Below are 19,876 nucleotides of genomic sequence, written 5' to 3'. Positions count from 1 at the left end.
TTGATGTAAAATTCCATTCTACCCGATATTGTACCATTTTTTTCTGGAAACAAGAAATACGGTTTCTAATAAATAGAAAAAAACATTTCATACACATCATGAAATGTTTTTCTTTTTGTCATTTTCTCTTTTTTTCATATAACGGTTCCACAATTGCCTTTTCAATAATCATATTAAAAATTGAAATACAAATTGCCGCAACAATCGCTACACCGAAACCTGATATATTAAATGCATCTCCTAATAATGAATCTGCTATTTTTAACGTAATCGCATTAATAACAATTAAGAAGAACCCGAAAGTTACAACTGTAATTGGTAGCGTAATTAAAATTAAAAACGGTTTTACGAACACATTTAAAACAGCCAAAATAATACTCGCAATAATTGCAGTTTGTATATTTGCTACGTAAAACGCGTCTGGTGCAATCCCTTTTAAAAGTCCCGATACAGCGATTAACACAACGCTATTTACAAGAAGTGATACAATCCATCTCATTTTCTTACACATCCTTTAAACATATATATTTCATCATACGCTAATAGATAATAAACGCAAGTATCATGCAAACACTTATACCAACTTATTCTACTCTTCATGCTTGTATACCTACTAACATTTCCTTGTGAAATAAGGCCCACACCATCTATGCTCATGCGTTTTCACAAAAGTCCAAGTGAAATCTTTATCTACAATATAAATATCGCCTTTATACATCTCATCTGTTTCACGTAATATATCATCCATACTTAATAAACTCGCATCTTTTATTATTAGTACATCATCACAGCGTTGGTAGAAAATGTAGCACTCCTTTTTCACTTCATTATGAAACGCGTGCTCCGCTTCTTTGCCCTCTAAACACTTCTTTTTCCCATAACTAAATATGTGCCATAGATAACCACATGCATACTTATCTCCGTAAAGGAAAATATCTTCTTTTTCCTCATCACTTAAATGATTTGCAAAATAGTCCTCCCAGCGTTTCCGAAAATATACACCCCACCTTTGGAACTCTCTTACCTTCATACTTTTCTTTCGCAACACATCTAAAAACTCCATCGTCTCCCCCTATACAATAAAAACCGAGTGTCATTTCCACTCGGTTTTTATTCATACACTTATTGTGATAACTCTACTTCTTTTATTTTTGCTTTCATCCTTGCTTTATCACGAACTAAAATGTCTTTTAAATACTTACCTGTATACGAGCGCTCTTCTTTCACTACTTGCTCTGGCGTTCCGGAAGCAACGATTTGTCCACCTTTGTCCCCGCCTTCTGGTCCAAGGTCAACGATATAATCAGCTGTTTTTATCACATCTAAATTATGTTCAATTACAAGTACCGTCTCACCGCTCTCAACAAGACGTTGCAACACTTCTAGAAGACGTGCGATATCATGCGCATGTAAACCAGTCGTTGGCTCATCTAAAATGTATAGCGTACGCCCTGTAGAACGACGGTGTAATTCAGAAGCTAATTTCACACGCTGTGCTTCACCACCAGATAACGTCGTAGCTGGTTGCCCTAATTTCATATAACCAAGCCCAACATCTACAAGTGTTTGAAGTTTACGCTTAATTTTTGGGATATTAGCGAAGAACTCTACTCCATCTTCAATTGTCATCCCTAACACTTCAGAAATGTTCTTATCTTTATACTTCACTTCTAACGTTTCACGGTTGTAACGTTTACCATGACAAACTTCACACGGAACGTATACGTCTGGTAAGAAGTGCATTTCGATTTTAATAATTCCATCACCACGGCACGCTTCACAACGTCCACCTTTTACGTTAAAGCTGAAACGTCCTTTTTGATATCCGCGCACTTTCGCTTCATTCGTTTGCGCAAACACATCACGAATATCATCAAATACACCTGTATACGTCGCTGGATTAGAACGTGGTGTACGACCGATTGGTGATTGATCAATATCGATTACTTTATCTAAGTTCTCAAGACCTTTAATTTCTTTATGCGTACCTGGCTTCGCTTTCGCTTTATATAACTTTTGCGCTAACGATTTATATAGTACTTCATTAATCATCGTACTTTTACCGGAACCAGACACACCCGTTACCGCTACAAACGTACCAAGTGGGAATGACATTTTCGCGTTCTTTAAGTTATTCTCTTTTGCACCGACAATTTCCACTTTACGTCCGTCACCTTTACGTCTTTCAAGTGGAACCGGAATAAACTCTTTACCGCTTAAATACTTCCCTGTTAATGAATTCTCATCTTGCATCACTTCAGCTGGTGTCCCTGCTGATACGACTTGTCCACCGTGAATACCTGCACCAGGTCCGATATCAAGTAAATAGTCAGCTGCCATCATCGTATCTTCATCATGTTCAACGACGATTAACGTATTGCCTAAATCGCGCATTTCTTGCAATGTACGAATAAGACGATCGTTATCACGCTGGTGTAAACCGATAGAAGGCTCATCAAGAATATAAAGTACGCCAGTAAGACGAGAACCAATTTGCGTCGCCAAACGAATGCGTTGCGCCTCACCACCTGATAAAGTTCCTGCGGCACGACTTAACGTTAAATAATCTAAACCAACGTTCACTAAGAACCCAACGCGCTCCTGAATTTCTCTTAAAATTAAATGAGCAATTTTTTGTTGTTTCTCCGTTAGCTCTACATTTGAGAAGAATTCCTGTACTTCTTGAACAGAATACTTCGTTACATCAGCAATTGTTTTGTCACCAACGAAAACAGCTAAACTCTCAGGTTTCAAACGTCCACCTTTACACTTCGGACAAGCTTGTTCTGCCATATACTTTTCCATTTGCTCGCGGATATAATCAGAACTCGTTTCACGATAGCGACGTTCAATATTTGGGATAACACCTTCAAATAAAATCTCATTTTCCTTTACTTGACCAAATTCATTTACATAGCGGAAGTAAACTTTCTCTTCACCGCTTCCGTACAACACTTTATCAAATAAATCTTTCGGTATATCTTTCACAGGCATATCCATATCAACGCCGTAATGATTACAGACAGACTGTAAAAGCTGTGGGTAATATTGTGAACTTGTCGGTTCCCAAGGCGCAATCGCATGCTCATTTAATGATAAATCCCAGTTCGGAATAACAAGTTCTAAATCCACCTCTAGTTTTGAGCCAAGTCCATCACAAGACGGACATGCCCCGAATGGACTATTGAATGAGAACATACGCGGCTCTAATTCTCCAATTGAAAAACCACAATGCGGACAAGCATGATGTTCACTAAATAGAAGTTCCTCTTCTCCCATAACATCGATTAACACGCGGCCCCCACCAAGCTTTAATGCACTTTCAAGTGAATCAGCAAGACGGCTTGCGATCCCTTCTTTTACAACAATACGATCAATTACAACTTCAATGGAATGCTTTTTGTTTTTATCTAACGCAATATCTTCTGATACATCAAGCATTTCCCCATCAACACGTACACGAACATAACCTTGCTTCTTAATATCTTCCAGCACTTTCACGTGCGCGCCTTTACGCCCAGAAACGATAGGAGCTAACACTTGTAATTTCGTACGTTCAGGATATTCAAGTACACGGTCTACCATCTGCTCTACTGTTTGTGACGTAATTTCAATGCCATGATTCGGACAAATTGGCGTGCCAATTCGCGCAAATAATAAACGTAAATAATCATAAATCTCGGTTACCGTTCCAACAGTTGAACGCGGATTACGACTCGTCGTTTTTTGATCAATCGAAATCGCTGGTGATAATCCTTCAATCGTATCTACATCCGGTTTATCCATTTGCCCTAAAAACTGGCGTGCATACGCAGATAACGATTCTACGTATCTGCGCTGTCCTTCTGCATAAATCGTATCAAATGCTAATGATGATTTCCCCGAACCAGACAATCCCGTTACAACGACAAGCTGATTTCTCGGAATGGTTACATCTATATTTTTTAAGTTATGTGCTCTAGCACCTTTTACAACAATAAAATCCTTGCTCTTACTCACTCTTTTCACCCTTCCGCTTTTAATTCTAATAATAAATCTCTTAATTCAGCTGCACGCTCGAAGTCTAACGCTTTTGCTGCCTCTTTCATTTCTGCTTCCATCTTCGCAATTGTCTTTTCACGCTCTTTTTTCGTCATCTTCTTAGCTGGCGTTGCTTCATATGTTTCCGGCTCTTCAGCAGCTGTCGTTGCACGGATTACATCACGCACGCCTTTTTGAATCGTTTTCGGCGTAATACCATGCTCTTCATTGTAAGCTTCTTGTATAGTACGACGACGTTGCGTTTCTTCAATCGCAATTCCCATCGATCTTGTTATACGATCTGCGTACATAATAACGCGGCCGTTTTCATTACGTGCCGCACGACCAATTGTTTGAATTAATGAACGCTCTGAACGCAAGAACCCTTCCTTATCAGCATCTAAAATAGCTACAAGTGATACTTCTGGAATATCTAATCCTTCCCGTAATAAGTTAATACCGACAAGTACATCAAACTTACCAAGGCGAAGGTCACGGATAATTTCAATACGTTCTAATGTTTTAATTTCAGAGTGAAGATAGTTCACTTTAATTCCTACATCTTTTAAGTAATCCGTTAAATCCTCTGACATTTTTTTCGTTAAAGTCGTAATCAATACACGTTCATTTTTTGCAATGCGATCTTGAATCTCTCCTAATAAATCGTCAATTTGCCCTTCAATTGGTCGTATATCGATTGGTGGATCTAAAAGCCCTGTTGGACGAATAATTTGTTCTATTACTTCTGGCGACTGCTCTAACTCATACGGTCCTGGCGTTGCTGAAACGTAAATAACTTGATTTGTTTTCTCTTCAAACTCATCAAATGTGAGCGGTCTATTATCTAAAGCTGATGGCAGACGGAATCCATGATCCACAAGCACTTGCTTACGTGCTTGGTCCCCGTTATACATCGCTCTTACTTGTGGCACTGATACGTGCGACTCATCCATAACGATTAAGAAATCTTTCGGGAAATAGTCTAATAACGTATACGGCGTTGCACCGGCTGGACGAAGTGTTAAATGGCGGGAATAGTTTTCAATCCCTGAACAAAAGCCCATCTCGCGCATCATTTCTAAATCATAACGTGTACGTTGCTCTATACGCTGCGCTTCTAACAACTTGCCATTATCATTTAATTCCTTTAAACGTTCTTCTAATTCTTTTTCTATATTTTCAATAGCGACCTTCATCTTTTCTTCACGTGTAACGAAGTGAGATGCTGGGAAGATTGCTACATGATCACGTTCTGCTAATACTTCACCTGTTAACGCATTTACTTCGCGAATACGATCGATTTCATCGCCGAAAAACTCAATTCGAATACAATGCTCATCAAGTGATGCTGGGAAGATTTCAACTACATCTCCGCGCACACGGAATGTACCACGCTTGAAATCAATATCATTACGTCCATACTGCACATCAACTAGTTCACGAAGCAATTGATTGCGGTCCTTTTCCATACCAACTCGAAGTGAAACAACTAACTCGCGGTATTCTTCTGGAGAACCTAAACCATATATACACGAAACACTTGCAACGATAATTACATCATCCCGTTCAAATAATGCAGACGTTGCTGAGTGACGCAATTTATCAATTTCATCATTAATCTGCGCATCTTTTTCAATAAAAGTATCTGTTTGCGGCACATACGCTTCTGGCTGATAATAATCGTAATAACTAACAAAATATTCAACTGCATTATTCGGAAAAAAGTCTTTCAACTCACTATATAACTGCCCTGCTAACGTTTTATTATGAGCCATAACAAGTGTTGGCTTCTGCACTTCTTTAATGACATTTGAAATTGTAAATGTCTTACCCGTTCCTGTCGCACCAAGCAACACTTGCTTTTTCTTTCCACTATTAATTCCCTCTACAAGCTTCTCTATAGCTACCGGCTGATCACCTTGCGGGGAATACGCTGAGATAATTTCAAATTGATGTTCCAAGGAAAAACCGACCTCCTCATAAAAATCTGTATTATTATTTTACCACGAATGCCCATAAAAAACCTAAAAAAACGAACAGATATTCGGTAAAGTTTTCGACATTATCTACACAGAAAAAGGAAGGAGTACATACTTCCTTCCTCTACTAACTCTATTTTTTAGGTACATATATTGCGTCTATCTTCATTCGTACAATCTATTAGCCTATAAGTGATTTCTAATTCATGCTGGTCTTTAACAATACTTTTACAACTATCTTTATGTAACCCTTTATTCTCACCAGCAAATTGGTCTTGTCTATTATCTACCACATAAAGTATATCTTTCTCACTATGCTCTAACGTTTGAAAAATCGGATCCCCTTCATGTGTGTAATGTACAATTCTTATTTTATCAACTTCCCCTTGTTCCACATTTAAAACGAATTGCTCGAATTTATCTAGATTGGAAATTCCTGCTCCCTTTACAATGACATCATTCTTCTTATCAATTGTAGTGTTAGATTGCGAGCATGCTACTAAACTAAAGAGAAATAGACATATAAAACTGGTTCTTTTTCCTATTGTCATCCTCTCCTATAAAAATTATTTGTATACCCAAAAGCTCCTTTCAACTATGAAAGGAGCTTTTCTTTTCTTTTCCTTTCTCCTTCTTCGGAAAAATCACATATGAAAATGAAATAACTGTATCTACTAAAAGTATAATTGCCCAAACTTGGCTAACACGACTCGCTGCTTTATTTAAAACAATCCCCGTTTCTAACCAATTACCCCATTGTTCAAACGGTACAAACCCATATAAGAAGAAAAAGAAAATATGAACAATCACAAATAAACTAAGATGCACTACCCAATTTTTCATTTCCTGCTTCGCATAGGCCATGCCTGTTAATTCTACTTGTTCTTCAATAATAGGCGCCGGTTCATTCCGCCATTTCGCAACTAATTTTTGTACAAATATATCAAGTTTCTTCAAATCCTTTTTCCCGTAGAAGACCGCATACAATAAAATAATTACAGTAATGATTTGAAAGTTAGAGAACTTTCCTGTTTGATAGTAATCCACTACTCCTAAAGTTAAAATAAACACTTCATTTACGAGTAGCACAATCCCCATAATAAAACTCGCCTTTTTCAAACGAAATCCGTAACGCAGTAAAAAGAAACCGATAGCCGATAACCAAAATACAATTTCTGCCCCAATTAAAAAATACCAACGATATTCTGCGAGTATACTCATTTATCCCTCTCCTTTTCATCATAAATACGAAAAGCTTCATCCATATATAGTAAAAGTTCTTCTTCGATTGGATACATGCTCATTTTCTGTGAAGCTTCCTTCGATTTTCTAACTTCCCATAACTTATCTAAAAATGCTTCGTCACCATTAGCCATCTCTAAACATTTCTGCATTAATTTCTTCGTTGCCTCTTGTACCTCATCACTAGCAGCTTCTTTACCATCTTTCATAAAAGTACGTAATTGCTTTAACAAATCTACCCACTCTAAAACATTCGGATCTTCCTCACTCATATTTGGCAAATTGTGAAGCAACTTTTGTTCTTCCTTTGAAAACACTTCATTTTGGAATATTTCACGTATACGAGGAGACTGTTTCGAAAGCTGAATCAATTCAAACATAACTTTCCAATCAAGTTCTCCCTCCACGTCCACCGAATAAACAACTGCTTGTAAAACACGCTCCATTTGATTAAATTTCTTTTGTTCTCCCTGTACAAATCGAAGTTGTTTTTCAAGAGAATCCTTTAAATTCAGCTCACCTTTTACTAACATATTCGCAGTTTCTTTTAACGAAAATCCCATTTCCTTTAAAAATAAAATTTGTTGCAAACGAATGACGTCAGCTTCACTATATAACCGATGTCCACCCTCTGTTTTCCCACTCGGCTTCAATAAATCTATTTGATCATAATAACGTAATGTACGTACCGTAACTCCTGTTTCTCTCGTCAATTGTTGTATTGAAATCACTGCCATCACCTCTTCCACTTCATTATAAAAGATGACGTTACGTAACTTTCAAGCTTTTTGTAAAAAAATACAAAAAGCTGTTTATACTCTTTGTATAAACAGCTTTTACGGAAATAACCCCTTTTGTACAGCACGACCACAAAATAAAATAAGTGCTCCAACAACAACACTCGTTGCTGTTTTATAATAATGGGCTGATAGTAATAAATAATACGATAAACCTACAGTACCAATCATAATACAAATACTTGGCACTGGATTACGAGAGAAGTTCTGCATTCCCCAAAACAAAGCAAAAATAGCCGTAGCAACACATAATACCGGTAATCCCATCCCAGTTCCCCTTTTTCTATTTATCCCTTACTCAGGCGATACCAAACTTATACACGATCAGCCTCTTTACTATTTCTATATTTCCATTTCGGCCAATAGTTCACAAAGAAATAAACAAACTGCCCTAGTACAAATAACACAAACGGCATACCAGCACTTCCGTAAACTATTAAATTGTACAAACTCCACACAGCTAAACTAATCGTAAAAAATAATCCTACATATTTAAACGCTTTATCTGACTGGAATCTCTCAAACTCATCCTGCATTTTTTCATTCCTCCTATCGCTATGCTCGTTTTCCTACCATAACTCCTATGATGAGACTACCTGCAAATAAGGAACTACATATTATAAGTATCTCTTGCACAGGTATAACAGCCCTGCCTATTGCTTTACTCGCAACAATATAAACAATAAGGAACAGAAATGCGAATACAAATGAGACGTTTACATGCTTTTTTATATTTTCATTTACTCGCTCATCTATATCAGGGAGTTCTTCTTTTTTGTACTTACGCTTTTTGTAATACATATACACTGTCAAAAATACAATTGCTAAAACGTTACTCACTACGAGCGGTAAAATTGGTATAGCTGGATTCATAATACAAACGACAATGTCTCCCAACAGCAATCCAAAAAACGTACCGACATACAACTTTCTAGCATCGTTCATTTTCTCTCCCCTTACTCTAGCGTAAATATTTCTTCCACCTTCACTCCAAAATATTTGGCGATTTTTAGGGATAATTCTAGACTCGGATTGTAATGATGGTTTTCAATCGCCACGATTGTCTGCCGCGTCACTTGCATCGCCTTTGCCATTTCCACTTGTGTTATATGATGTTGCTTTCTTAATTCTTTAATTTTATTTTTCACACCCATAGGCTCCACCTTCAAAAGTAAAGATATCTTTACTTAAATTATAAATATTTTCCAGTTACAAGTAAAGATATCTTTACAAATTTCAGAAAAATGTTTCACTGAACATCTACTCTAACAAAGTACAAGATTAATTCAATTTATATCAGCGATTTTTTAATATATCGACATCCGTAGCGCTATAATCATAAGAAAAAGCTGTCCCCAAATACCTTTGGGAACAGCTTCTTCGTCCTACTTACATAAATCCTAATCCCCATACAAGAACGTATCCAAGAACCGATAAGCAAACCGAGCCGATCAGCCCCGCCACAAATGCTTTGCTTCCTAACTTACGGAACGTTTTAAACTCTACATTTAAACCAAGCCCCGCCATCGCCATTGCGATAAGCATATAAGCGATGACTACAATATATCCCGCAACAACTTCTGGAATTACGCCAAGCGAATGCACCGCACTCATCGCTAAAAATCCGAAGATGAACCAAGGAATTGGAAGGTCACGCCACGATCTTTTTTCCTCGCTACCTTCACTCTTGCCAAACCATACTCCGATTAAAATCGCTACTGGAACAAGCATTGCAACGCGCGTTAGTTTCACGATAACTGCGATATCTACAGCCGTACTTCCTCCTGGCGCCGCAGCCGCAATTACGTGAGCAATTTCATGCAGCGTCGCCCCTGAGAACACTCCGTATCCGTATGGGGATAGGCCAAGCACTGGATATAATAACGTATAAATAAGCGTAAATATCGTACCTAAAATAGCAATAATTGCGGCACCAACTGCTGTTTCATCATCCTTCGCTTTCACTTGCGGCGCAATTGCCACGACCGCAGCCGCCCCGCAAATTGCTGTCCCGCACGCTGTTAAAATGCCAAGTTTCTTTTCTACTTTAAATACTTTTGTTAGTCCGTATACAACGAAAATTGTAAATGTAATAACAACCGCAGCGATGACCAATACTTTCGGTCCCGCCTTCGCAATATCAACAAGGTTTAATCGCATTCCAAGTAAGATGATCCCAAAGCGCAGCAACTTCTTACTCGCAAAGTTCGTCCCTGCAATTGCTTCATGAGGAACTCCAATTGCTGCGCGCCAAATCATCCCAATTAGAATAGCAATTACTAATTGTCCCATAATATTTAAAAATGGCAGCTCTGCTAAATATTTCGCCGCAATTGCGATTAATAATGTAATCCCAATCCCTTGTGAAAATCCAAAGCCCTTCTTCTTTTGTATAACAAGTGTTTGTTCCACTTTGAACCACTCCAATAATCGTATTGGAACATGCATGTTCTTTCTACTTACATTATAAGAGAGTTTCTATAATAAGTTTAATATCAATATTGAATCTCTATCATCAGAAATACTTATGATAAAATAATAGAAAAAGAAAAGAGCCAATTATATGAACGTAGATATTTTAAAAATTTTTGTTACTGTCGTGGAACAGAAACACTTCTCCCGTGCAGCAGAATTATTAAATCTTTCACAGCCTGGCGTAAGTATGCACATTCGCAACTTAGAAAACGAATTCGGAACTATACTTATTCAGCGATCTCCGAAACATGTCCAAGTCACGGAAGCCGGAAATATTCTATACATACACGCAAAGCAAATGCTCTCTCTTTACGAAGATGCTAAACAAGAGATTAATGAGCTACATAACGTTGTAACAGGAACCCTTCGCATCGGTGCTAGTTTTACAATTGGCGAATACTTGCTCCCGAAAATACTAGCTAACTATGCGAATGAAAATCCACACGTCGAAGTCCATACCTTTATCTCAAATACAGAAGACGTTTTGCAAAGCCTTCGCTCTAATCAAATTGATATCGGCTTAGTAGAAGGGCAAGTTGTATATGCTGATGTTGACGTTGAAACATTTATGCAAGATGAAATGAAGCTCGTCGTCCCGCCAAACCATCCACTGCTCCGCACAAATGAAATAAACGAAAGCACACTCCAAGATCAAGTATGGGTATTAAGAGAAAGTGGTTCTGGAACACGCGCTTATAGTGACCGCTTTATTCATCAACACCATTTAAAAATGAAGCGATTCTTTACATTTAGTAGTATCCAAAGCGTGAAGGAAGCAGTGAGTGCCGGGCTTGGCATCGCTATACTTTCCGATTGGACTGTACGGAAAGAGCTACTTGCAAAAGAACTATTCCACGTCGAAGTTCCAAATGAGCAACTCATCCGTCCGTTCTCCATCGTGCGCGGCAAGTATTTCATTCCATCTAAAGCCATTCAAGTGTTCTTAAATCATGTAGATTCTTTTGCAAAAAAACAGCATTGACCTTCACATTAGTGTGAAGGTTTACAATACATGTAAAAGGAGTGAAACACATTGCGAATCGGGGAGTTATCAAAAGAAACTGGCGTTAGCGAAAGATCACTAAGACATTATGAAGAAAAGGGATTACTCCCTTCGAAGCGCCTCGCAAATGGCTATCGTGATTTCGATGAAAGTGCCATCGAAAAAGTGGAGCTTATTCAAATATACTTACAAATTGGCTTAAATTTAGAAGAGACGGCAAGGATGCTGCGCTGCCTTGAAATTGAACCGCACCTGTACGACAATCCGTGCAGCAGCATCCTTACGCTTTACGAAGATAAACTTAATGAAGTAACAAAGCAAATCTCATTGCTTTCCAACATCCAAACGAATTTGCAAAAACACGTTTCACTCCTAAAACAAGCAAAAGAAAGGGAATGATTACATGTTTGTTATACACGGCAGTTCAAGACAAAATGGAAATACAGAAACTTTAACACATATGATGATAGAGGGCATTGAAACAGAGCAAATTTACTTGCGAGACCATACAGTCCATCCTATTACAGACCAACGTCATGATGCAGAAGGATTCCAACCTGTAAATGATGACTACGAGCAGTTAACCAAACGCATGTTAGAGCACGACACAATTATCTTTGCTACACCATTATATTGGTACGGAATGAGCGGACATATGAAAAACTTCATCGATCGCTGGTCACAAAGCTTACGCGATACATCACTTCATTTCAAAGAAAAAATGAAAGGTAAAAAAATGTACGTTGTCATAGTTGGCGGAGATAATCCGAAACTAAAAGCATTACCGCTTATCTCCCAGTTCCAATACATCTTTGATTTTGTTGGTTCATCATTTGAAGGTTATATTATTGGGGATGCAAATGGATTAGATGAAATCCAAAACGATGCTGAGGCGCTAGCGAAGGCACAAATTTATAATAATGAATTCAAAAATTACAAACAGAAATAAGTTTGAAAAACTATTTAGACTTAGCAACGCAAGAAGAATTAGAAAGCATGTTACAAGAATATCCTGATCCAATACTTTTCATTAGCCATGACCGTGCCTTCATTCATTCTGTTGCAGACCATATTCTACAAGTAGATGAGGGTGAACCAAGAGTATTCCACGGTAATTATGAGCAATACACAAAAAGAACAACCGGGAATTCTGTAAACGTTACTGAACAAGAATTATTACGATTACAAACAAAATTAACAGAAAGCATCGGCCGAATTTTCATACCAAATCATCACGATGACATCAAATCTCTCGAACAAGAATACGAAACATTATTAGTTCAAATCCAAGAATGTAAAGAAGCGCTCTAATGTCTTCCCTATATATCGACAGGGCCTTCCGCATTTCCCAAGAAATATTGGAACTTCGACATAGAAATGTTAGACATAACAACAAAAAAGCCGTGCATCAGCACGGCTTTTTACTCTATATACGAACAGCAGTCCCGCTCACAGCAACCATTAGCATCCCTTCGCGAACTACTTCGTAATCCACGTCAATACCAACAATTGCATTCGCATTTTTTTGTCTCGCAAAAGTTTTCATTTCTTCCATTGCGATGTCACGCGCTTCTTTTAATTTACTTTCATAAGCGCCAGCACGACCACCGACAACATCACGGACAGAGGCGAAGAGGTCACGAACGATATTCGCACCCATAATCGCTTCTCCATTCACGATATCAATATACTCAATAATTTCTTTTCCTTGAATTGTAGACGTTGTTGTTACAATCATACTTTATAGCCTCCCATATGAGATTTTTACCTACTTATGGTGCACTAATTCAGTACAAATTATATTTACGAACTAAACTGAGCTTCGTATAACCTACTGTATCCTCCGCCTCGCTCAATTAATTCATCATGTGAACCTTGTTCTGCAATACCATCTTTATTTACAACGACGATTCGATCCGCATTTTTAATCGTTGCAAGTCTGTGAGCGATAACTAACGTTGTACGGCCAGCTGCTAATTCAGCAAGTGATTTTTGAATTGCAAGTTCCGTCTCAGTATCTAGTGCAGAAGTAGCTTCATCTAGTATTAAAATTGGCGGGTTTTTCAAGAACATACGAGCAATCGCTAAGCGCTGCTTCTGTCCACCAGAAAGTTTCACGCCGCGCTCACCGATAACAGTATCTAAACCGTCTGGTTGTGAATAAATTAAATCTTCTAGCTGCGCACGTTTTACTGCCTGCCAAATTTCAGCCTCTGATGCCTTTAAATTTCCGTAAGCAATATTTTCACGAATCGTTCCTGAGAATAAGAACACATCTTGCTGCACAATTCCAATTTGCTTACGAAGTGAAGATAACGTCATATCTTTCGTATCAATACCATCAATTTGAATCGATCCAGATGATTGCTCATAAAAACGTGGTAATAGGCTACATAACGTCGTTTTTCCAGCTCCTGATGGTCCAACGAACGCAACCGTTTCACCTGCATGTATGTTCAAACTAATGTCATTTAAAATCGGTTCTTTGTTTTCATAACCGAACGTAATGTTTTTATATTGAATATCACCGTGTACATGCTTCACTTCCATTGCATCTTTAGAGTCTACAATATCAGGCTCTGTTTCAAGAAGCTCTACATACCTTTTAAAGCCTGCAATCCCTTTCGGATAGCTTTCGATTACCGCATTGATTTTTTCAATTGGGCGGAAGAAAATATTCGTTAATAGAACGAATCCAATAAATCCACCGTACGTTAATTCGCCTTGCAGAACAAACCATGTGCCGCATATTAAGACGAAGAGTGTTACGAGACGCATGAGCATATAACTAATTGACGAATTTAACGCCATAATTTTATAAGCCATTAATTTCGTTGTACGGAAACGAGCGTTGTTCACAGCAAATTGCTCCTTCTCAAACTTTTCATTTCCGAATGCTTGTACAACGCGGATACCACCAACGTTGTTCTCAATACATGCATTGAAATCAGCAACGTCTGAGAATAAACGTCTAAACGTACCTGTCATTTTTTTGTTGAAGTACAGCGCTAACCATAATAGGAATGGAATGACGAAGAACGTTAATAGCGCTAACTTCCAGTTAATCATCATCATAAATGAGAACGCCCCAACTAAAGTCATAACAGCGATAAATAAATCTTCTGGCCCATGGTGAGCAATTTCCCCAATTTCCATTAAGTCGTTTGTAAGACGTGAAATTAAATGACCTGTTTTATTATTGTCAAAAAATCTGAATGATAGCTTTTGAATGTGATCAAATAATTTCTGCCTCATATCCGTTTCAATGTTAACACCAAGCATATGCCCCCAATATGTAACGACATATTGCAAACCTGCATTTAATATATAAACTGCAAGTAAACCGAAACAAGCCCATAAAATAAGCGTCCAGTTTTGCCCTGGCAATAACTTATCAATAAATTGATTTACGATAAGCGGGAAACCAAGTTCTAGTAATCCTGCGACGACTGCACAAGAAAAGTCGAGTATAAATAAACCTTTATAAGGTTTATAGTAAGAAAAAAATTTACGTAACATATCTTCCCTCCATTTTCCAAAATTAAAAAGACTCCCTAAATGATAACCATTATCAAATAATTATTCAAGTTATCCGTCTATGAAACTGAAAATAAGGTTTGCGATAGTTATCGTTTTTTGCCGGAAAGTCGATATATTTAAATAATCGCTGATATATTCCGATAATCGCCGATATAATTTCAATTGCGCTGATATATTCTGATAATCGCCGATATAAATTTCATTTACTAACTACCCTCTCCAAAACAAAAAAGGCATCACCACAAGGTGATACCCTTTCTTTTATTACATCGCTTCCGAATCCCACTCATGCTCCTGCTGAACAAATACAACACCTAATTCGTGATGTCCCCCAGCATACAATGCCGTTTGAGCAAGACGAAGCTCACCATTTGTATCTAATACTTCTAATTTACAAAATGCCCCTGTCGTCTTCGTTTGAAGTGCATCATAAAATTCCTCAGCACTTCTTGGAACGACTCCATTTACTTTCGTAATAATTTCTCCAGGCAGTAAATTCAGCTCTGCACCAATTGTATTCGGGATTGTATCTAATACAACGAGCCCATCATTACGTGCAGCGAAGTACGCTGGTCTTGTCTCATCAGAAATTTTTTCTTGCATGGAAATCGTGAAACGCCCAAGCATTGCGACTCCCATCGCGATAATTGCAAGTACATGCCACCAATAACTTGCGATTCCTAAAACGAGCACAAGTGCCGCTAAGCCATAGACACGTCTTCCTGTAAATAATAAAGCTTCCGTCGGCTCATAACTTCTAATCCTTCTCATAAATCCAATTAAAAATGGAACGAGGAATAGAGAATATGTATCAGAACCGATTGAAACGACAGGCCACCATGAAATAAACTGCGTTACCGCGTCACCTGGTACAAGAATAAAAATAGGAACGATCCATAAACGCTTGGATTCGTGTAAACCAATCTTTAGCCCACGCTTACCCTTCCTAATCTTCGGCGTAGAATATCCTACTGCATTTTTAGAAATCAACAAACCCTCTACAACGAGCATGACGCCTAGCAAAATAGCAAGAGATACAATCGTACTCTCCTCACCATCTCCAAGCTGTAAGAAGGAAACTGGTAGCTTAGAAGATAATAGAACACATATCATCGCGACACTAAATGTGTAAGCTGCTGATAAATATCGATACATAGCAGTTACTCCAAATAATAATGTCCAAAGTAAGATGACCCATAAACTCGCTTTAGAAACAACAAGTCCAAGTCCAATTGTAATAATAGATACAACTAATCCGTATTTAACTCCTGCAAATAGAGACGTTCGCAGTTCAAACCAAATATCATAAACTTTAAAAGAAAAATCCTTTCGTTCTCGTAACATACGTAAGTATCCAACGAAGATACTACTTATTAAAAATACATAGACAGCAGGGTGTAAGAAAAAACGTCCAACTGCCCGCATTATTTCAAAAATCCATGCCTCCACGAACCCATTCACCACCATTTATATCATTCTTTCTTTTTATATTATCATAACTGGACAAACGTTTGTTTAACACAAAAAAATACAGGCAGCAAACTGCCTGTATTTTTTTATTTCGCTATTAATTTTAATGCTGATTGTAATTGTAGATCATTTTCTCCAGAACGGATTTTTTCAATAATTTTCGTTTGAATCGCCTCAGCTGTCTTTTTATCTAGCTGTCCTGTCGCTTCCATCTCATTCGCATTTTGAAATGCTTTCAGCGCTGATTCTGTCTCTTTACTAAAGTATCCATCTTCACGTCCTGGTACATATCCTAAGCTCTTAAGCATTTCTTGCGCGTGCTTTACTTGTACATCATTTGAATTGTATGAAAGTGTCTTTTCAATTTGAATTGGTGTCGCATGATAATAATCCGGTTGCTTCACTTCTACGGTTGGCGCGATTCCTTTTTTATGAATCCAGTTTCCATCCGGTGTTAACCATTTAAACATCGTTAGTTTGATGTTGCTGCCATCTTTAAATGGAACGGCTTGCTGAACAGTACCTTTACCAAACGTTTTTTCACCAATTAAATCGTATCCTTCTCCCTCTTTTAGCGCACCCGCTAAAATCTCTGAAGCAGAAGCACTTCCATTATCAATTAATACTGAAATTGGATATGATTTTCTCTCTTTCAATTCCGTAGAGAATTTCTTCTTCTCACCATTTCGTTGCTCTACTTGTAGCATCGGCTTTTTATCCGTCATAATTTCCCCTAGTATCTCTTCTACACTATTTAAGTAGCCACCAGGATTACCACGCACGTCAATAACTAAGCCTTTTATGTTTTTCTTCTCTAACTCTTTTAACTGATCCTTAAATTCTTTCGCTGTATTTTCAGCAAAGGAAGTGATTTGCATATAACCGATATCTTTTCCGCTCTCTTGTTTCACAGAACTAAACACTGTGAAGATTGGAATTTTTTCACGCTTAATTTTAAATACAATCGGATCAGCTACTCCTGCACGCTTAATTTCAATCGCGACAGTCGTTCCTTTTTTACCACGAATCTTTAATACCGCTTCTTCACGTGATAAATCTTTCACACTATTTCCATCTACAGATAAAATTTGGTCATTCGGTTTAATTCCAATCTTTTCTGCCGGTGAGCCTTTAATTGGTGATACGATAATAAGCTTACCGTCCGTTTTGTTCACCTCAGCCCCAATCCCCTCTAGCTCAGGATCAAGCGATTCACTAAACTGTTTAGCCGTTTCTTTATCCATATACGTGGAATAAGGGTCCTTCAGCGTAGACAACATACCTTGTATTGCACCTTCGACTAACTTGTCATCCTTCACGTCTTCCACATAACGTGAATCAATTAGTGCATACGCCTCATTAATTTTTGCCAAATTCCCTTGCGCAGTGCTAGCGTTTCCACTCGAAATTGTTTGCGTCACTTCTGCTGGGTTAACCCCAAATAAAGACATACCTGCAAACATTCCGCCAGCACCAATTAAAAATGCAACAACCATTCCAATAATTGCAACTCTACGTTTCAATGCGGAATTCCCCTTTCCAAAACACACAGGTGGTGTAGCAAAAGGCATCACACAGTGTGTGATGCCTTTACCTATTTCTACTATATGATAAGCTTGTACGAATTATGTTTGCAACTTTTTATACTTTTAAGAAGCGACGAATTGACATTACACTTCCCCACATACCGATTAAAGCCCCAATTAATACTAGTAAACCAGCTAATTGGAATACGAAAGGACTATATGGTAGAAGCTCGAAAATTGTTCCGCCAAGTTTTTCGTTAAATACACTTTGCAGTGAATTATACGTAACTAAAATTAGGCCAATTGGAATAATTGATCCTAATACTCCTAGGAATAATCCTTCTAATAGAAACGGCCAACGAATAAACCAGTTTGTTGCACCTACAAGTTTCATAATTTCGATTTCTGTACTACGAGCATAAATTGTAATTTTAATTGTGTTAGAGATTAAGAACATCGCTGTGAATAAAAGACCAGCAATTAGTGCAATCCCGATATTACGTCCTGTTTTTACAGTATCAAATAATTTTTCAACTTGACCTTTACCGTATTGAACGTTACTTACAAACTGCATTTTTTCAATCTTTTTCGCAATTGTTGCTGTATCTGTTGGTTCTTTTGCTTTTACAATGAATACGTTTTTCAATGGGTTATCTTGTTCAAATAACTCAAACGCTTTTCCGCTATCGCCTAAGCTTTTAATTAAGCTTTTTAGCTCTTCTTCTTTAGAAGAATATTTAATAGAGTCTACTTTTGCAATCTTACTCATATCATCTTCTAATTTCTTTTGATCAGCTTCTTTTGCTGCTGGATCAATGTGTACACGAATCTCAACATCTTGCTCTACCTTCGTCGCAAAATGGTTCATATTCATAATGGCTGTTAAAAAGACACCTACAAGTAATAATGTAACTGTTACTGCACTAACAGAAGCAAACGTCATCCATCCGTTACGGGATAGATTTTTTACACCTTCTCGCAAATGTCGACTAAGGGTCTTAGCCTTCATATCCGTATCCTCCCTCAATCTCGTCTCGAACAATTTTTCCGCCTTCAATCGCGATTACACGATGACGGATTGTATTTACGATATCTGCATTATGCGTCGCCATAACAATTGTTGTACCACGCTCATTAATGCGAGTAAAAATCTTCATAATATCTAGAGCTGTTTCAATATCTAAGTTACCTGTTGGCTCATCGGCAATTACAACCTTTGGTCGATTTACAATCGCTCTCGCAATCGCAACACGTTGTTGCTCTCCACCTGAAAGTTCACTTGGAAGTGCGTCTGCACGATCTTCAAGACCTACAAGACCTAAAACTTCTGTTACACGCTCACGAATTGCATCTGGTTCTTCTTCAATTACTTCTAAGGCAAACGCAACATTCTCATATACCGTTAATTTAGGTAGTAATTTAAAATCTTGGAAAATTACGCCTAATTGACGACGGAAATATGGAACATCTCTTTCTGCCAATGTTTCAATAACAAGTCCATTTACATTAATTGATCCTGTAGATGGCTTCTCTTCGCGATACATCATTTTAATAAATGTAGATTTTCCGGCTCCACTCGGTCCAACTACGTATACAAACTCACCTTGTTTAATGTTAACTGTGAGACCAGCAATGGCTTTCATACCATTCGGGTACTCCTTATAAACATTCGTCATTTTTATCATTATTTATCACCCAATACTTAATGATTTTTTTCGAAATACTTTTCTGTACATTTGAAAATAAAAGATAGCCTTTTATTCCCGCCTAACCATTCTTGTTGAAGGTAGTCTACTTATACTCTGTTTCTAAGCAATACTACTC

Annotated in this window: 22 protein-coding genes; 4 read left to right on the top strand and 18 right to left on the bottom strand. The window is 37.8% G+C overall.

What is annotated here, in order from left to right:
* Positions 1 to 118: 118 nt before the first annotated feature.
* The 12 genes from ACQVV1_RS27380 to ACQVV1_RS27325 form a co-directional block, all read right to left on the bottom strand.
* Positions 119 to 499: a phage holin family protein gene (locus ACQVV1_RS27380; RefSeq protein WP_001267308.1), complete on the bottom strand. Its 381-nt coding sequence runs from the start codon at positions 497 to 499 to the stop codon at positions 119 to 121.
* 114 nt (positions 500 to 613) lie between these two features.
* Complete coding sequence (locus ACQVV1_RS27375) at positions 614 to 1,063, bottom strand: DUF4275 family protein (RefSeq protein WP_431169813.1); 450 nt, start codon at positions 1,061 to 1,063, stop codon at positions 614 to 616.
* Between the two features lie 59 nt (positions 1,064 to 1,122).
* Positions 1,123 to 3,999, bottom strand: a complete 2,877-nt coding sequence (gene uvrA, locus ACQVV1_RS27370) for an excinuclease ABC subunit UvrA (RefSeq protein WP_063221784.1) — start codon at positions 3,997 to 3,999, stop codon at positions 1,123 to 1,125.
* A gap of 5 nt (positions 4,000 to 4,004) precedes the next feature.
* A complete protein-coding gene (gene uvrB, locus ACQVV1_RS27365) occupies positions 4,005 to 5,981 on the bottom strand; it encodes an excinuclease ABC subunit B (RefSeq protein ID WP_063221785.1) in 1,977 nt (658 codons plus the stop codon).
* A 158-nt stretch (positions 5,982 to 6,139) separates the two neighbouring features.
* On the bottom strand, positions 6,140 to 6,550 hold the full coding sequence (locus ACQVV1_RS27360) for a DUF4362 domain-containing protein (RefSeq protein WP_242254879.1): 411 nt from the start codon (positions 6,548 to 6,550) through the stop codon (positions 6,140 to 6,142).
* A gap of 40 nt (positions 6,551 to 6,590) precedes the next feature.
* Entirely contained in the window at positions 6,591 to 7,220 is a 630-nt protein-coding gene (locus ACQVV1_RS27355) for a hypothetical protein (protein ID WP_242254880.1), read from the bottom strand.
* The gene (locus ACQVV1_RS27350) at positions 7,217 to 7,978 is read right to left on the bottom strand and encodes a MerR family transcriptional regulator (protein WP_242254882.1); all 762 of its coding nucleotides are present in this window, start codon (positions 7,976 to 7,978) and stop codon (positions 7,217 to 7,219) included. The genes ACQVV1_RS27355 and ACQVV1_RS27350 overlap by 4 nt, the downstream gene beginning before the upstream one ends.
* A 99-nt stretch (positions 7,979 to 8,077) precedes the next feature.
* Positions 8,078 to 8,305, bottom strand: coding sequence for a hypothetical protein (locus ACQVV1_RS27345; protein ID WP_242254891.1), 228 nt, complete (start codon positions 8,303 to 8,305; stop codon positions 8,078 to 8,080).
* Between the two features lie 47 nt (positions 8,306 to 8,352).
* Entirely contained in the window at positions 8,353 to 8,574 is a 222-nt protein-coding gene (locus ACQVV1_RS27340) for a hypothetical protein (protein ID WP_063221790.1), read from the bottom strand.
* 19 nt (positions 8,575 to 8,593) lie between these two features.
* On the bottom strand, positions 8,594 to 8,983 hold the full coding sequence (locus ACQVV1_RS27335; protein ID WP_063221791.1) for a hypothetical protein: 390 nt from the start codon (positions 8,981 to 8,983) through the stop codon (positions 8,594 to 8,596).
* Between the two features lie 11 nt (positions 8,984 to 8,994).
* Positions 8,995 to 9,192 carry a helix-turn-helix transcriptional regulator gene (locus ACQVV1_RS27330; protein ID WP_000538359.1) on the bottom strand — a complete coding sequence of 66 codons (198 nt, stop codon included), beginning with the start codon at positions 9,190 to 9,192 and terminating at the stop codon, positions 8,995 to 8,997.
* Positions 9,193 to 9,427: 235 nt separating this feature from the next.
* Entirely contained in the window at positions 9,428 to 10,450 is a 1,023-nt protein-coding gene (locus ACQVV1_RS27325) for a YeiH family protein (RefSeq protein ID WP_242254905.1), read from the bottom strand.
* Positions 10,451 to 10,601: 151 nt separating this feature from the next.
* Here ACQVV1_RS27325 and ACQVV1_RS27320 point away from each other — a divergent pair, with 151 nt between their 5' ends.
* The 4 genes from ACQVV1_RS27320 to ACQVV1_RS27305 are packed head-to-tail and all read left to right on the top strand — an operon-like array spanning position 10,602 to position 12,827.
* Positions 10,602 to 11,495, top strand: a complete 894-nt coding sequence (locus tag ACQVV1_RS27320; RefSeq protein WP_070757702.1) for a LysR family transcriptional regulator — start codon at positions 10,602 to 10,604, stop codon at positions 11,493 to 11,495.
* A 51-nt stretch (positions 11,496 to 11,546) separates the two neighbouring features.
* Entirely contained in the window at positions 11,547 to 11,915 is a 369-nt protein-coding gene (locus ACQVV1_RS27315) for a MerR family transcriptional regulator (protein ID WP_242254912.1), read from the top strand.
* Between the two features lie 4 nt (positions 11,916 to 11,919).
* Positions 11,920 to 12,465: a flavodoxin family protein gene (locus tag ACQVV1_RS27310; protein ID WP_242254914.1), complete on the top strand. Its 546-nt coding sequence runs from the start codon at positions 11,920 to 11,922 to the stop codon at positions 12,463 to 12,465.
* Between the two features lie 2 nt (positions 12,466 to 12,467).
* Positions 12,468 to 12,827 carry a macrolide transporter gene (locus ACQVV1_RS27305; RefSeq protein WP_242254916.1) on the top strand — a complete coding sequence of 120 codons (360 nt, stop codon included), beginning with the start codon at positions 12,468 to 12,470 and terminating at the stop codon, positions 12,825 to 12,827.
* Positions 12,828 to 12,942: 115 nt separating this feature from the next.
* On the opposite strand, the gene ACQVV1_RS27300 is transcribed toward ACQVV1_RS27305, so the two are convergent.
* The 6 genes from ACQVV1_RS27300 to ftsE form a co-directional block, all read right to left on the bottom strand.
* Positions 12,943 to 13,254, bottom strand: coding sequence for a heavy metal-binding domain-containing protein (locus ACQVV1_RS27300; RefSeq protein WP_000637523.1), 312 nt, complete (start codon positions 13,252 to 13,254; stop codon positions 12,943 to 12,945).
* A 65-nt stretch (positions 13,255 to 13,319) separates the two neighbouring features.
* Entirely contained in the window at positions 13,320 to 15,035 is a 1,716-nt protein-coding gene (locus ACQVV1_RS27295; protein WP_242254918.1) for an ABC transporter ATP-binding protein, read from the bottom strand.
* A gap of 285 nt (positions 15,036 to 15,320) precedes the next feature.
* Positions 15,321 to 16,523: a PDZ domain-containing protein gene (locus tag ACQVV1_RS27290; RefSeq protein WP_242254920.1), complete on the bottom strand. Its 1,203-nt coding sequence runs from the start codon at positions 16,521 to 16,523 to the stop codon at positions 15,321 to 15,323.
* An 89-nt stretch (positions 16,524 to 16,612) separates the two neighbouring features.
* Entirely contained in the window at positions 16,613 to 18,049 is a 1,437-nt protein-coding gene (locus tag ACQVV1_RS27285) for a S41 family peptidase (RefSeq protein ID WP_000830292.1), read from the bottom strand.
* Positions 18,050 to 18,167: 118 nt separating this feature from the next.
* Entirely contained in the window at positions 18,168 to 19,061 is an 894-nt protein-coding gene (ftsX, locus tag ACQVV1_RS27280) for a permease-like cell division protein FtsX (RefSeq protein WP_063221800.1), read from the bottom strand.
* Positions 19,051 to 19,737, bottom strand: coding sequence for a cell division ATP-binding protein FtsE (ftsE, locus tag ACQVV1_RS27275; protein WP_080468341.1), 687 nt, complete (start codon positions 19,735 to 19,737; stop codon positions 19,051 to 19,053). The genes ftsX and ftsE overlap by 11 nt, the downstream gene beginning before the upstream one ends.
* Between the last annotated feature and the right edge of the window lie 139 nt (positions 19,738 to 19,876).

It is taken from the genome of Bacillus basilensis, from assembly GCF_050630465.1.
Taxonomy (GTDB): Bacteria; Bacillota; Bacilli; order Bacillales; family Bacillaceae_G; genus Bacillus_A; species Bacillus_A basilensis.
Note: the sequence above shows the minus strand (reverse complement) of the source record. Positions and strands in the feature narration are given on the sequence as shown.